This window comes from Kitasatospora sp. NPDC032150, from assembly GCF_055579945.1.
In genome coordinates this window covers 62,327-76,854 of sequence record NZ_JBVIMH010000016.1, presented here as the reverse complement: position 1 = coordinate 76,854, position 14,528 = coordinate 62,327, and the positions used below count along the sequence as shown (strand labels likewise).

Here is a 14,528-nt window from a genome sequence, read left to right as displayed (position 1 = left end):
CAGGGGGCGGCCGGTTTCCTCCCGGGCCGGCGGGAGGAGGGAGGCGATGGCAGCTACCCGGCGCCTTAGGTTCTACCACCTCGACACGCCCTCGCGATCCTGGGCGACACTGAGGTCATGTACTTCCCCGATGCCTTCGATCGCGAGGCGCGGGCCGTGCTGCGCCGACTGCTCCCGACCGCGCTGCTGGCCACGGCGGCGGAGGCCGAGTCCTTCGCCCTCACCGCGGATGGGCTCGCCGGCCTGCTGGCGGTACGCGGCTTCTGGCCGATCGGCGTCGACATGTCCGAGGTCCACAAGGCGGGCGGCAGTGCAAAGGGCTGCACACTCGACCCGCGCGGCACCGCTCTTCCCAGGAGCTGACCCATGCCGACACCACCAACAGCTGCCACCGACGTCACGCCCGAGTCCGGTGCACCACCGCTGCCCCCGCCACGCGGCCCGTACTCCGCCGCCGTGTGCGCGCTGCTGCGCTCCGGACCGCCGGGGGCCGGCCGCCTGCGCGACCTGCCGGACCGCGAGAGGGCCGACCCCTGGGGAGAGGACACCCAGCTCGCGCTCCAGCTCTGCTACGAACTGCACTACCGCGGCTTTTGCGGCGTACCGCCCGAATGGGAATGGGACCCCGAACTGCTGCGACTGCGCCGCACGTTGGAACGCGACTGGCTTGCCGCCCTGCGCACCGCCACACAGCCGGCCGAGCCACTCGACGTCCTGCTCGACCGGCTGCTGACCGAGCCCCGCGACGGCAGCGGCCCCTCGCACTTCCTCCTCGCCGAGGGCGAGCGATGGCAGGCCCGCGAGTACCTGGCAATGCGCTCGCTCTACCACCTCAAGGAGGCCGACCCGCAGGCGTGGGCCATCCCCCGCCTACACGGCGCAGCCCAAGCAGCCTTCCTGGCAATCGAGTTCGACGAGTACGGCGCCGGCCGCGCAGAGCGCGCGCACGCCCGCCTGTTCGCCGAGATGATGGCCGACTTCGACCTCGACCCGAGCTACGGCCGCTACCTGGACGCCGCACCCGCCCAGGCACTGGCAGTGGTCAACCTGATGTCGCTCTTCGGCCTGCACCGGGCCCTGCGCGGCGCCCTGATCGGGCAGTTCGCGGCCGTGGAGATCAGCTCCTCACCGGGCTCGGCGCGGCTCGCGGCGGCCTTCGCGCGACTCGGCGCGGGGGAGGCCGGCACGCGGTTCTACCGCGAGCACGTGGAGGCCGATGCCGTCCACGAGCAGGTGGTCCGGCACGACGTCATCGGCGCCCTGCTGCGCGAGGAGCCGGAACTCGCACCCGACATCGCGTTCGGCGTCGCGACGACGGGGGTCGTCGAAGACCGGTTCACCGAGCACCTGATCGGCTCCTGGCGGGCCGGGCGGAGTTCACTGCGCACCGGCAGCGCTCTCGCGTGTTGACGCCCGCCGCGTTGACGCCGGCTGGGACGGCTGGTGGCGGCGGTGGCTGGTGTCGCAGAACGGGTACCGCCGGCTGCGCCGGCAGGCACACAGCGCGACCACGGGGCGGTCGCACCGCACCGTCGAGCCGTCCGGCAGCAGCACCTCCACCGGCCCCTCGATCAGCACCGGCCCGCCGTCGATCACCCGCACCCGGCGAGGCTCACGTTCAGCCGGCCCGGACACCCCGGATCACCACCAGTACCTCGTCCCGCTGCCCGGGCGCGATCAGGCCGCACTGCTCGAACCATCCCGCGCGGGCCGACATCACAGGGCCGAACGGCTGCAGCCGCCGGGCCACCACCTGCGCCGCCACGTCGGAGCGGTCCAGCGCGGCCAGCGTCGCCGCGATACCGGCGATCGCGGACTGGACCACCAGCAGCACCCCGCCCGGCCGCAGCACCTGGGGCGCTTGCGCACAGAAGCGGTCCAGCAACAGCCGCCCGTCCGGCCCGGCGTCCCAGGCCCGGGCGAGTCCGTGCGTGGGCGCGGCCGCCCGCCGGGCCGGGACGTACGGCGGATTGCTCACCACCAGATCGAAACGCTCGCCCGCCACCGGCGCGGTCAGATCGCCGTGGCGCAGCCGGAGCCGGCACCGCTGCCGGCGCGCGTTGAGCCAGGCACAGGCGAGGGCACGCCACGAGACGTCCACCGCCGTGGCCCGCGCTCCGCGCCGCGCGGCGGCGACGGCCAGCGCGCCGCAGCCGGTGCCGACATCTAGCAGGTCAACCCCTGGACGCAGCGGCTCGCGCAGCAGACACTCCAGCAGCAGCGCGGTGTCGCCCTGCGCGGAATAGACCCCAGGTAGCCGCAACAGCCTGGCAGTCGTTGGGACATGCGGCAGAACCAGGACGTCCGAAGGCGCTGCCGGCGGTACATGCCGATGCGGTGCGGTGAACGCAGAGCCACTCATCGGGCGGGCCCCTTCCATTGCTGGCGCCCCCTCGGCCCGCGTCTGCCCCGGGCCGCACAGGGAAAACTGGTGGACTGGGTTTCGCCGCCGGCACGCCCGGCCAGACGCTCGTCGCTCCACATACATCCGCTCCGCTTCATCCCGCTCGTGCGCGGCCTGCTCGGCCTCGGCCCGGGCCTGCCGCAACGCGTCGGCGGCACGCTCGGCCCGCCAGGTGGCTTCCTCGCGGACGGCGGCCAAGCGCTCCAGCTCGCGGCCGAAGCGGTGCGCCGTCTGCCACGCGAGGTCGACACGCTGCGCCCGGGCGGCGGCCTCCCTGACCTGGGCAAGGCCGTGTTGCGGGCTGCGGCGAAACGGCCCGGCGCGAGAGCGTAGAGACGTCCGCGACGACGGTGCCGAAGTAGTCCTCCACCCGGTACTCCCGGACCGGTCACCTGTGGAGCTGGCCTGGGGTTGACGGCGGGGTCTACGCGTCGGGGCCCGAACGGTGGCCCCGCGGCCGTCGCGGCAGCGGCCGCGTTCCACGCCGGATGTTCCCGGCGCACGCCCTGCGGCTTTACCCAGTCCGGATCGTCCGGTCACGGGCGTTGCCGGCCCCTCGGTGTCGTTGCGTTTGCGGGAAATGACGAGGTCGAAGAGGTGAACCCGGAGGTATTGACCCATGACGAATGCGGAGGAAACTGGTTATTACACCGGAAAACCGGACATGGCTGTCCTGGTTGATGGAGACGTTCATCGACCCTGATGGTGATGATCAAGGATCCGGCCTAGGCCCCCGGCAAGTTCGCCCGAACACCGGAACCGTCAGCGACGACTGAGGGTTTCAGGACGAGATCGGAGCTACCGGGGACTGACATGTCCAGGGTGGGTGCGGTCCGCAGGGGTGGGGTCCGCGGCTTGAACGGGCACCCCTCTGTGGGCGTCGGTGAGGTTGGGCCGGTGGCCGCATTCGCACAGGGTTGCGTCGAGCAGCCGGGAATGTGCGGCGGCCCGGAGGAGTTGTGGGCACGTTACGGGCCTGGCGGAGGCCGTACGACGTTTCCGTGGCGTGGACGCCTGGGTGGGGCGCGCAAGGGCGCTATCTCATGAGGAGAGTGGATCCTGTTTCCCACCCGGACTCATTCGGATACCGGCCGGGAAGGTCGGGGCCGTGACGGTCTGACGGGGGCGGCAAGCCACCTTGATCTCGCAACCGAGTTCGGCGAATTCACGGCTGGTGTATTGCCCAGATTCAACCAGTCGTTTCAACACCACCCTGTTGGATCAACAGGAGCTGCTTGCGGTGCGATCACTGCAGTCGCTGGACCCTGGTGGTCGGCGGCAACCCCGACGCGTCCGCGACGTCGTGCCGCACGTCCCGATGGCGCAAACGCTCAGGATGCTGTGCGCAGGTGTTGGCGACAGGCTTTCTTCACTGCGTGCTGGAGCTGGTCGCGGGTCATGGTGGAGCGGTGCGGGATGTCCAGGTCGCTGGCCTTCTTGTACAGCTCACCCTTCGTCAGCGCTGACAGGTCCTCGGCCTTGTGCGAGGTGCCGGCGCGCTTCTTCGCCCCGGTGGGCTGCGCCCGCTTCGCGGTGGAAGTGGACTTCTTCCCGCCGGTCGTCTTCGGGGTCTGGCTGGGGCGGGGCACGGCCTTGCGGGCGCGGCCGCGTGCTGGCTTCTCTTCCTCAGCCTCCCGCCCGGTGCCTGTCCGTTCCTTGGCGGTGGCGAGGCTGCGGTTGAGGACCTCCATCAGGTCGACCACGTTGGTGGGCGTCTCCTGCGGGCCTTGCGAGACGGCGATCTCCTTGCCGGCGGCCTTGGCCTCGATGAGTTCGCGGACCTGCTCGGCGAAGGTGTCGTGGTACTCGTCCGGGTTCCAGTCGACAGCCAGCATGTCGATCAGCTGCTGGGCCGCGGCGAGCTCCTTCTCACCGACCGCGGTATCGGCGGCGGGCAGGTCATCGACCTCCCGGCGAGGGTCGCGGACCTCGTCGGCGAAGTGCATGATGTGGGCGACCAGCATCCCGTTCTCGGCTCGCACCGCCGTCAGGTACTCCTTGCCACGCATCGAGAACAGGCAGACTCCGGCTCTGTTCGACTTCTCCAGAGCCTTGACCAGCAGGGCGTAGATCTTGGTGTACTCCTTCCCCTTCGGGCCGAGGTAGTAGGTGGTGTCGAAGAAGATCGGATCGACCTCGTCGAGATCGACGAACCCGCGGATCTCGATGGTCTTGGACCGGCCGGGGGAGATCCGCTCCAGTTCCTCGGGCTCCACGATCACGTACTCGCCCTCCGCCAGCTCGAAGCCCTTCACGATCTCGCTGTACGGCACCTCCTCGCCGGTGCGCTCATTCACCCGTCGGTTTCGCACCCGGTCGGCCGTGCCGCGCTGGATCTGGTGAAACCCGACGGTGTGGGACTCGGTCGCCGAGTACAGCGCCACCGGCACCGTCACCAAGCCGAAGCTCAAAACTCCCGTCCAGATGGGTCTGGCCATCACCGGTCTCCCTTCGCCCGAGCAGCCTGTGCCACGAGATCCTCCACCCGCCGCCGTGCCCGCTCCGCTGCCTGCTCGGCGAGCTCCACCGCCCGTCCAGCGTCTTCCCGCTCCGACCGTTTCGTCACATACGCCTGCTGGGCCAGCTGCTGTTCCTCCGCGGCCTGGGCGACCTCGGCCTGTGCCTGCCGCAGTGTTTCGGCGGCGTGCACGACTCGCCGGGCGGCCCTCTCCTCGGCGGCGGCGAGCCGCGCCATGTCCCGATCGAGATGGCGCACACTCTGCTGCGCCAGGGCGACGTCGCGCTCGGCCCGGACCGTCTCCTCCTGGGCCCGGGCCAGGAGCTCCTCCGCCTTCCGGCGTGCGTCCTCTCCGCGGCCGGTTTCCCCGGCCGTCCCGTTCCCCTCGGCCGTCCCTACCCCGCCATCGGCACTCTGCACCGGGGCGGGCCCGCGGCGAGCCGGCCCTGATGTTGCCGCCCGGGCGGGAAGACCGAGGCCAGCCAGCGTGTCCGAATCGGTCACCGTCGAGAGCGACACCGAAAGACGACCGGCGGCCAAAGCGTCGGCGGCCGTCTCACTGCTGACGGCAGCCAGAAGCGTCTGCTCCAGCTCAGCGAGCGCACTGCCGCCCACATCGTGACCGCCGGCGGTAGCCGCCGTACAGGCGTTGGCAACGAGCTCGTCGACCAAGCTGTGGCGCTGAGCGGTCAGCTCGCGCAACCGCCCGCCATCCAGCTGCGCCTGGGCGTCGCGAAGGGCATGGCCGAGGCCGAGCAATCGGTCGATGCCGTCGGGATGGGAACGGACGAGGAGATTGGCCAGCCAGGCACCCTTGGTGGGCCGGCGCAGCCGGTGGATCCGGTCGGCGAGCGTGCGGTCGCCGGCGTGGCGTGCTTGCTCAGCGGCCGCATCGCGGGCTGCGGTGAACCGGCCCGGGGCGAGCCCGTAGAGCCTTCCGGTCACCGCGTCGAAGTCTTCCACCGGCCCTCCTGCCCGCACGGGCCCATCTGCAGGTGCGCCGCGTGATGGTCGGCGGCAGGGTCCACGCCGGGGGCCTGGACGGGCGTCCCTGCCGCCGTCGCGGCATCCGGCCGCCCTTTCACGCTGCCCGACGTCCACCCCGATCGCCCGCCGGGGGCGGCCGATCGGGTAGGCATAGCACGCGCCCGTCGCGGTCAGCGGCCGAAGCCACACCACAGGTGTCACGGGAGCCGCTGGTGATCACGGTCCCCTTCGCCAACATCTTCGGGTTGCGTACCGCCGCACACGCCACCCGCTGTTCGTACTGACCGCCCCGATTCGGTTCGACGGCGGTATCCGGCCCTGTGAGACCACACGCGAAGCAACCACGCTGATCAGGGCCTGCTCGTGGCGAACCACGCGTACTCCCGGCTCACCTGGCCGGCGAACTCCGCGCGAGCGCGATCCACCACAACACATGGATGACGAAGCCGAGCCCGCCCAGCAGTAGTACGAGAAGCAACGCGACCATGAGAATCAGCCTCCGGTCCTGGCGCTTGCCCAGGAAGAGCAGGTCAGGTCCACACGCCTGGCGCAACGCGATATCCCACAGGGCACTGGGATCTTTCCACTGCCCGGAACAGCGTTCTGCTCTTACCCCTCACACGGGCCGGACAGGACACGCTGCGCAGCTGACAGCACCGGGCCGAGCAGTCGGCCGGTCACCGGATGCTGCCCGCGTAGCGCCGCCCGGGCCGCGTTCGCGCCGCACGCGCCGTGCACGCCTCCACCCGGGTGGGCGGACGAGGACGCCAGATAGAGTCCCGCCACGGGTGTCTCGGGCCGGCCGGTTCCGGGTACCGGCCGCAGTATGGCCTGCTGGTGGGCAGCAGTGGTGCCGCCGTTGATGGCTCCGCCGACCAGGTTCTCGTCCAGCGACTCCAGCACCGGCGGGGTGAGCACGCGCCGCCCGACCACCCGCTCGCAGAAGCCGGGGGCGAACCGTTCCACCTGCTGCTCCATCCGCTGGGCGAAGGCATCGCTCTCGCGCTCGTCCCAGCGGCCGGTGATGCCCTCCGGGCCGAGGTCGCCCAGGACACGCTGCGGGACGTGGGTGTACATCCACGCGGACTCGGTGCCCGCCGGTGACCGGGTGCGGTCCGCTGTGGTCATCTGACCGAGCAGCCCGAACGGCCTGGCCGGGATCCGGCCGCTGGCCACCTGGAGCGCGTAGTCGCTCAACTCCGCCAGGTCCGCGCCGAGATGGACGGTGCCGGCCCGGGCCGCCTCCCTCGCGGTCCACGGGACCGGGCCGGCCAGCGCCCAGTCGACCTTGACCGTGGAGAAGTCCCACTGGAACCGTCGAAGGTCGTCACGGAACCGGTCCGGCAGATGCTCCTCGCCGACCAGCCGGCCGTAGAGCTGTGGGGCGGGCACGTCGGCGAGAACGGCACGGCGCGCCACGACCCCGTCGCCGTCCGCGGTCCGCACGCCCACCGCACGGCCCGAGCGGACGACAACCTCGGTGACCCGGGCATTGCAGTGCACCCGGCCACCGTGGGCCCGCAGTCGGCGCACCAGTGCGCCGCTCAGCGCCGAGGCGCCGCCGACCGGCACCGGCCAGCCGTACTGCTGGCCCAACATGGCCATCAGCCAACCGAACAGACCGCTGCCCGGGGACTCCGGCAGCAAGTCCGCGTGCAGCGCGCAGCCGGCCAGGAGCAGTCCGGGGCCGGCCTCGGCGAACTCCTCCTCCGCCAGCCGCCGCACCGGCAGCGCCGCGAACCGGGCGAAGCGGAGCCCGCCCGCTGAGCGCAACCGGGCGACGAGCGCAAGCCCGGCACGTACGGGTGGGAACGGCGCGAACATCGCCCGCACCAGCCAGGGGTCCAGCCCGCGCCACATGTGTGACAGCCGCTGCCACGCCCGCGCATCCGGCGCGCCGAAGACGCGTTCGAACATCTCCGAGTTCGCCGCCTCGCCGCGACGGAGCAGCGCGCACCGGCCGTCAGGCAGCGGGTGCGCCAGAACCAGCGGAGCGTGGCTCCAGGTCAGCCCGTACTCCGTCAGATGAAGTGCCTCGATCACCGGTGAGGCCGCGGCCAGCGGATAGAAGGAGCTGAACAGGTCGTTGACGTAGTCGGGATGCACACCCCGGTCGCTGCGCACGGCGCCGCCCGGTTGGTCCTGGGCCTCCAGGACCTCCACCTGCCAGCCCGCGTCCGCGAGCAGGTTGGCCGCGACCAGGCCGTTCGGTCCGGCACCGATGACGACGGCGTCGCCGGTCATGGCGCGCCATCCCGGGTGGAGTCCGTGGTCTGGCGCAGCCGCTCCTGGGAGGGCGTAGCGTCGCCGGGGGACGGGTACGTCTCCTCGACCGTCTGCGACAGCCGGGCCAGCATCCGGCGGTGGCGCAGGTGCAGCAGCAGGTCGGCCGGCGCCATGTGGAGACTCCCGCCGACACCCCGCAGGGGATGCTCGTCCACGATGACGACCGTGTCCGTGCCCCAGGGCACCAGCTCGACGGCGATTCGCGCGCTGCCCAGCGGGCCGGCATACGCTTCGAGCTCCAGGCGGCGCGACGGCTCGCAGACCCGCACGACGGTGTGGCCGCTCAACCGGACCGGCCCTGCTGCCAGTGTGTAGTCCAGGCTGGCACTGACCTCGGGCCAGTCTCCCGTGCCCGGCCGCGTACTTGTCGTCCCGGGTACCCAGGCCGCGTACTTCGACGGATCGCCGAGCACCCGCCACACCAGATCCGGCGGCCGCTCGATCAGCACGTGTCTGATGGCCATGACATCCTCCTCGCCGCCGCGACTGGTCCGGCCGCCCAGGTCAGCGGCGATCCCGGGCAATCGGTCCTGCCGAGCGGCTGCCCGGCAGACCCGCTTTCACACCCGGGCACGACGGGACCCGGCCTGGCCGGACGGTGCTCGTCCTCGGGGCGCTGCCCACAGGCCATGCCGCATCAGCTTCGGCAGCGGATCAAGACTTCCGGCGGGTGAGTGCGAAAGCAGTCCGGCACGCGCCCCGCGTCCGGAGGCTGGTCGTCGTCTCCCCGAGAGGAGCCAGCCTGCGCTGCTCGTTCCGTGTACCGGAGTCCCCGCTCGGCAGGGCGCGCACCGCATTGACTACCTGCACCCCGGGCAGCTCACCACACCCTGACGCCCGCGAGCTGCTCCGCCCGGCCCACGCCGACGCGCGCCACAGCGCCCGGACATACAGGCTGATGCCCATGATGAGGAGCTTCTTCACCCGCATCGGGTACGCCGCAGCCGACGGGCCGCCAAACAGCACCGAGAGGATCCTGAAGGCGTTCGACGCGGTCGGTGAGGCCGACGAACTGGATGCTCTGATCGAGCCGCTCAAGCGGATCGTGCACGGCCTGCCGCTGGGCCGGCTGCGCGGGATGCTGCACGGCCGTCCCCTCGGCCATCCGCTGCACCCCGTGCTGGTCCAGCTCCCGGTGGGTGCTTGGACCTCCGCGGCCATCCTCGACCTGATGCCAGGTGACCGGCGACCGGCCCGCCTCCTGGTGGCCGCCGGAGTGATCACCGCCGTCCCGGCGGCGTGGACGGGCTGGGTCGACTGGGCCGAGCAGCACGAGCAGCAGATGCGCACCGGTCTGGTCCACGCGGTCTCCGTCGCCGCGGCGATCGCCCTGTACAGCGGATCGTGGGCCGCCCGTGGACGCGGCCGTCACAGGCTCGGCCGGGCGCTCGGCTTCACCGGCCTGGCGGCAGCCGGAGTCGGGGCCTTCCTGGGCGGACACGTGGCCTACCGGCAGGGCGCCGGGGCGAACAAGGCCGAACCGGTCCCGCACCTGGTCGAACCCGGCTGGCATCCGCTGGGCAGGCTCGAGGACCTACCCGTCGGTCTGGTCTGCCGGCGCATGATCGGCGAAGTCCCGGTGCTGGTGGTCCGCGTAGCGCAGCACACGGTGCATGTCCTCGCTGACCGGTGCAGTCACCTGTCCGGCCCGCTGTCCGAGGGTGAACTCGTCGACGGGTGTGTGCGCTGCCCCTGGCACGGCAGCGTGTTCCGTCTCGCCGACGGCTGGAACGTCGACGGGCCCGCCACCGCCCCACAACCGAGGTTCGAGACCCGCACCGACGACGACGGCACCCTGCATGTGCGGCTGCCAGGCGCCGGCTGACCGACTCGGACCCACCCCTCCTACTGCGAACCGGTGGCGCCCTCAGGAAGGGGCGTTGGCGGCCGGAAGGGGCGGGAACGCGTGCAGTAAACCATTCCGACCGACAGTAGGAGTACCCGTGGCCGACGACTTCGTCATCGACGTGACGCGGATCCGCGACGAAGCCCGCCAGAAGATGGCCGAAGGAGCCGTCACCGCCACCTACGGGCTGGACACGGACAAGGTGATCGCCGTCCTGAACGACGTCGTCGCCACCGAGGTGGTGTGCTGGCTGCGCTACACCCGGCACGCCATCTGCGCCAGCGGCATCGACCGGGCCCAGGTCGCCGCCGAGTTCACCGAGCACGCCGCCCAGGAGATGAAGCACGGCCTGCGCGCGGCCGAGCGGATCTCCCAGCTCGGCGGCCAACCCGACTTCGACCCCACCACGCTCGCACAGCGCGCCCACACCGACTACACCACTCCCGCCGACAACGACCTGACGGCGATGCTGGAGCACAACCTGTTGGCCGAACGGATCGTCATCTCCACCTACCAGGAGATCGCCCGCTGGCTCGGCGATCACGACCCCACCACCCGCCGGCTGATCGAATCCATCCTCGAGGAAGAGGAGGAGCACGCCGACGACCTCATCGACCTGCTGGCCGGCTGAACCGTCATTCACGCTTCCCCGCCTCGGCGGAGCAGTCGCGGCCCGCTGGCGAACCGCGCGGACGGCGCCGCGCTCAGCTGGCCGCCGAACTTGGGGACCAGCTTGGGGACCAGCTTGGGACCGTACGCGATGAGCGCCAATGAGCGCTGATGGGCGAAAACGGGCATCCATATACGAACGTGACACTGACGGTGCATCACCCAGGATTGGCCGTTCGTCGATCGAGCTGCCTGTAGCGCGTCCTAACATCCCTTGATTCCAGTGCAGTTGAGCAGCATAGAAACCGTTCTGCGACAAGTGGCCGGACCCTGTACGTGATCGCGTCTGGCCAGTCCAGCGGCCTGTTCGACTGCGGGTGCCTCCCGCTGCAGATCGATACGGGGCTCGTCCCGGACAAGGTGCCGGGCCTCAACGTCAACTGGGTGCTGCAGCTTCCGCCCCGCCTGCTCCAGCACGCTCGGCTGGACATCAGCTGTTGGCGCCATCGACGACACCGAGGTGTACCGGGATCACGAGGCAGCCGGGACTCAGTGCGGGCAGCAAGGTGGGCAGCGTCGCGCCACCGAAGACGTAGTCGAGCACGCTGCGAGCGAGCCCGGCGTCGTCACCCAGAAGCACCTCGCCGCCGAGCGTCTGGACGACCTGGGCCACGGTCGGAGCGGCGAGCGAGGCATCCTCGGGTAGTACGTAGACCGGCACCGGTAGTCGCCCGTTCAGGCGCTCGGCGACCTGTGCGGCGCAGTCGGGGGCGACCCGGTTGGCGATCACGGCGACGACGTCGCAGTGCTGCGCGGTGAAGGCCAGGTGCGCGTTGTGTGCTTCGGCGACGACTGACTCGGGGGTCTGGCGATTGCAGCCCACCACGGTGAGCACGCAGGCGCCGACCTCGTTCGCCAGGCGGGCGTTGAGCGTCAGTTCCGCGGGCAGTCGGGTGTCGTGGTAGTCGGAGCCGAGGACCAGTACGACCTCGTACTCGCCAGCGACGGTGTGGAAACGGTCGACCAGGCGGGAGACCAGCTCGTCGGTGCCGTGCTCGGCCTGGAGCGCGGCGCCGTCCGCGTAGCTCATGCCGTGGGCGATGGCCGGGTCCTGGGAGAGCCGGTAGCGGGCGTGCAGCAGTTCGAACAAGTGGTCCGGACCGTCATGCGTCAGTGGGCGGTACGCTCCGACCCGGGCCACGTGGCGGGTCAGCAGTTCCATCATTCCAGGTCGACGACCTCGCGGCCGTCACCGCGTCCGACGCCGGTGGTGTACACGCTGCGGGTCACGCCCCTGCTCCGTCCTCCGTTGGGCTGGTTTTCCGTCGCGGGTACTTGTTGTCGTACTTCTCGCGAACCCTGCTGTCGGACCCGTCGGACCCGTCGGACCCGTCGGACCCGTCGGACCCGTCGGACCCGTCGGACCCGTCGGACCCGTCGTGAACGGTCGGCCGGGTCGGCTCGGCGCCGGGCCGAGCACGGCGGCGGTGCGGTCGCGGTTGGTTCCCGGGATCCGGGGTCGGATGCGAACGGTCAGTGCGGCCATGTCCATTCGGCGACCTCGGGCAGGTCGACGCCGTGTTCACGGATCCATGCGTGATGGCGGGTGCGGACGTCCGCCATGCGTTGGCGGACGGCTGCGGCGCGCTGGGAGAGCCCGGGCACGCGGTCGATGACGTCCATGACGAGCCGGTAGCGGTCGAGGTCGTTGCGCACGACCATGTCGAAGGGCGTGGTGGTGGTGCCCTCCTCCTTGTACCCGCGTACGTGGAGGTGGGGGTGTCCGGTGCGGCGGTAGGCGAGGCGGTGGATCAGCCAGGGGTAGCCGTGGTAGGCGAAGATGACGGGCTTGTCGCGGGTGAAGAGGGAGTCGTACTCGCTGTCGGGCATGCCGTGCGGGTGTTCCTCGGCGGGCATGAGGCGGGCGATGTCGACGACGTTGACCACCCGCACCGTCAGGTCCGGCAGGTGGCGGCGGAGCAGGTCGGCGGCGGCCAGCGCTTCCTGGGTGGGCACGTCGCCGGCGCAGGCCAGTACCACGTCCGGCTCCCGGGTGCCGTCTTCGTTCCCGGCCCACTCCCAGATGCCCGCGCCGCGCGCGCAGTGTCCCCGGGCCTCGTCCAGGGTGAGCCAGTCGAAGCACGGCTGCTTGCCGGCGACCACGACGTTGACATAGTCGCGGCTGCGCAGGACGTGGTCGGCGGTGGCGAGCAGGGTGTTGGTGTCCGGCGGCATGTAGACCCGTACCGCCTCGGGGCTCTTGTTGAGGACGTGGTCGACGAAGCCGGGGTCCTGGTGGGAGAAGCCGTTGTGGTCCTGGCGCCAGACGTGCGAGGTGAGCAGGTAGTTCAGAGAGGGGATGGGGGCGCGCCAGGTCAGGCGGCGGGTGGTGCGCAGCCACTTGATGTGCTGGTTGACCATCGAGTCGACGATGTGGATGAACGCTTCGTAGCAGGAGAACATCCCGTGACGGCCGGTCAGCAGGTAGCCCTCGAGCCAGCCCTGGCAGGTGTGCTCGGAGAGGATCTCCATCACCCGGCCGCCGTGTGCCAGGTGCTCGTCGGTGGGTAGCACCTCGGCTTCCCATGCCTTTCCCGTGGCCTGGTACACGGCCTGCAGGCGGTTGGAGGCGGTCTCGTCCGGGCCGACGAGCCGGAAGTCGCGGCGCTCGGCGGTGTCCGCCATGACCTGTTCCAGCAGGCCGCCGAGGACACGGGTGGGTTCGTGCAGGCTGGTGCCGGGCTTGTCGAATTCGACGGCGTACTTCTCCAGCGCAGGCACGGGCAGTTCGCGGGTGAGCAGGCCGCCGTTGGTGTGCGGGTTGGCGCCCAGGCGGCGTTCGCCCTGGGGCAGGCAGGCGAGCACCTGCTCCCGGGGGCGGCCGTGTTCGTCGAACAGCTCCTCGGGACGGTAGGAGCGCAGCCACGTCTCCAGTAGCCGCAAGTGCTCGGGGTTTTCGCGTACTTCCGCCAGCGGGACCTGGTGGGCGCGCCAGGTTCCCTCCACCGGCACGCCGTCCACCTCGCGTGGGCCCGTCCAGCCCTTCGGGGTGCGCAGCACGATCACCGGCCAGCGCGGCCGTGCGGTGAGGCCATCGGTGCGGGCGGCGCGCTGGATGGCGGCGATCGTGGTGAGTGCCCGGTCCATGGCGGCGGCCATCTCCTGGTGGACCGCGTGCGGGTCACTGCCGGTGACGTGGATCGGTTCGTGGCCGTAGCCGCGCAGCAGCTCGTCGAGCTCCGCCTGGGGGATGCGGGCGAGTACGGCGGGGTTGGCGATCTTGTAGCCGTTCAGTTGCAGGATCGGCAGGACGGCGCCGTCCGTGACGGGGTCGAGGAACTTGTTGGAGTGCCAGGAGGCGGCCAGCGGCCCGGTTTCCGCTTCGCCGTCGCCGACCACGCACGCGACCAGCAGTTCGGGGTTGTCCAGCGCGGCGCCGTAGGCGTGGGAGAGGGAGTAGCCCAGCTCGCCGCCCTCGTGGATCGAGCCGGGCGTCTCGGGGGCGACGTGGCTGGGTACGCCGCCGGGGAAGGAGAACTGGCGGAACAACCGGGCCATGCCGGCCTCGTCGCGGGTGATGTCCGGGTAGGTCCGGGTGTAGCTGCCGTCCAGCCAGGAGCCGGCGAGCACGGCCGGCCCGCCGTGGCCGGGCCCCCAGATGCAGATGGCGTTCAGATCGCGGGCCCTGATCACCCGGTTGAGGTGGGTGTAGACGAGGTTGAGCCCGGGTGAGGTACCCCAGTGGCCGAGCAGCCGGGGCTTGACGTGCTCGGGACGCAGCGGCTCGCGCAGCAGCGGATTGGCCATCAGATAGATCTGCCCGACCGCGAGGTAGTTGACGGCCCGCCACTGGGCGTCCACCTCGGTGAGTTCCCGCTCACTCAGTGCCGTGGGTGTATGGCTGCGGTTCGGCTCGTCGGGACGCATGATTGAACCTC

The 14,528-nt window shown here is 71.0% G+C and carries 13 protein-coding genes and 1 pseudogene; 5 read left to right on the top strand and 9 right to left on the bottom strand.

Annotation, left to right across the window (positions count from 1 at the left end):
• Positions 1-117 precede the first annotated feature (117 nt).
• Positions 118-363 (top strand): hypothetical protein, encoded by a 246-nt coding sequence (locus ACZ5ON_RS20150; protein WP_465594101.1) that lies wholly within the window; start codon positions 118-120, stop codon positions 361-363.
• 3 nt (positions 364-366) lie between these two features.
• Entirely contained in the window at positions 367-1,410 is a 1,044-nt protein-coding gene (locus tag ACZ5ON_RS20145; protein WP_465594098.1) for an iron-containing redox enzyme family protein, read from the top strand.
• On the opposite strand, the gene ACZ5ON_RS20140 is transcribed toward ACZ5ON_RS20145, so the two are convergent.
• A complete protein-coding gene (locus ACZ5ON_RS20140; protein ID WP_465594095.1) occupies positions 1,378-1,602 on the bottom strand; it encodes a CDGSH iron-sulfur domain-containing protein in 225 nt (74 codons plus the stop codon). The genes ACZ5ON_RS20145 and ACZ5ON_RS20140 overlap by 33 nt on opposite strands.
• Before the next feature lie 16 nt (positions 1,603-1,618).
• Positions 1,619-2,263, bottom strand: coding sequence for a HemK2/MTQ2 family protein methyltransferase (locus ACZ5ON_RS20135; protein ID WP_465594091.1), 645 nt, complete (start codon positions 2,261-2,263; stop codon positions 1,619-1,621).
• A 246-nt stretch (positions 2,264-2,509) separates the two neighbouring features.
• Here ACZ5ON_RS20135 and ACZ5ON_RS20130 point away from each other — a divergent pair, with 246 nt between their 5' ends.
• The gene (locus ACZ5ON_RS20130) at positions 2,510-2,737 is read left to right on the top strand and encodes a hypothetical protein (protein WP_465594088.1); all 228 of its coding nucleotides are present in this window, start codon (positions 2,510-2,512) and stop codon (positions 2,735-2,737) included.
• Between the two features lie 998 nt (positions 2,738-3,735).
• Here ACZ5ON_RS20130 and ku read toward each other — a convergent pair.
• The 4 genes from ku to ACZ5ON_RS20110 all read right to left on the bottom strand — a co-directional run bounded on the left by ku (position 3,736) and on the right by ACZ5ON_RS20110 (position 8,599).
• Complete coding sequence (ku, locus tag ACZ5ON_RS20125; RefSeq protein ID WP_465594085.1) at positions 3,736-4,842, bottom strand: non-homologous end joining protein Ku; 1,107 nt, start codon at positions 4,840-4,842, stop codon at positions 3,736-3,738.
• The gene (locus ACZ5ON_RS20120) at positions 4,842-5,825 is read right to left on the bottom strand and encodes a hypothetical protein (RefSeq protein WP_465594082.1); all 984 of its coding nucleotides are present in this window, start codon (positions 5,823-5,825) and stop codon (positions 4,842-4,844) included. The genes ku and ACZ5ON_RS20120 overlap by 1 nt, the downstream gene beginning before the upstream one ends.
• Positions 5,826-6,458: 633 nt before the next feature.
• Entirely contained in the window at positions 6,459-8,093 is a 1,635-nt protein-coding gene (locus ACZ5ON_RS20115) for a phytoene desaturase family protein (protein WP_465594079.1), read from the bottom strand.
• Positions 8,090-8,599 carry an SRPBCC family protein gene (locus ACZ5ON_RS20110; protein ID WP_465594076.1) on the bottom strand — a complete coding sequence of 170 codons (510 nt, stop codon included), beginning with the start codon at positions 8,597-8,599 and terminating at the stop codon, positions 8,090-8,092. The genes ACZ5ON_RS20115 and ACZ5ON_RS20110 overlap by 4 nt, the downstream gene beginning before the upstream one ends.
• Positions 8,600-9,039: 440 nt before the next feature.
• Here ACZ5ON_RS20110 and ACZ5ON_RS20105 point away from each other — a divergent pair, with 440 nt between their 5' ends.
• Together ACZ5ON_RS20105 and ACZ5ON_RS20100 are read left to right on the top strand one after the other, a co-directional pair.
• Entirely contained in the window at positions 9,040-9,960 is a 921-nt protein-coding gene (locus tag ACZ5ON_RS20105; RefSeq protein WP_465594073.1) for a Rieske (2Fe-2S) protein, read from the top strand.
• A 118-nt stretch (positions 9,961-10,078) separates the two neighbouring features.
• Positions 10,079-10,612, top strand: coding sequence for a ferritin-like domain-containing protein (locus ACZ5ON_RS20100; protein ID WP_465594070.1), 534 nt, complete (start codon positions 10,079-10,081; stop codon positions 10,610-10,612).
• A gap of 8 nt (positions 10,613-10,620) precedes the next feature.
• On the opposite strand, the gene ACZ5ON_RS20095 is transcribed toward ACZ5ON_RS20100, so the two are convergent.
• From ACZ5ON_RS20095 to ACZ5ON_RS20085, 3 genes and pseudogenes are all read right to left on the bottom strand, one after another.
• A complete protein-coding gene (locus ACZ5ON_RS20095) occupies positions 10,621-10,779 on the bottom strand; it encodes a hypothetical protein (RefSeq protein ID WP_465594067.1) in 159 nt (52 codons plus the stop codon).
• 340 nt (positions 10,780-11,119) lie between these two features.
• Positions 11,120-11,880, bottom strand: a pseudogene (locus ACZ5ON_RS20090) (AAA family ATPase); the annotation flags it as partial.
• 243 nt (positions 11,881-12,123) lie between these two features.
• Positions 12,124-14,517, bottom strand: a complete 2,394-nt coding sequence (locus ACZ5ON_RS20085; RefSeq protein ID WP_465594064.1) for a phosphoketolase family protein — start codon at positions 14,515-14,517, stop codon at positions 12,124-12,126.
• Between the last annotated feature and the right edge of the window lie 11 nt (positions 14,518-14,528).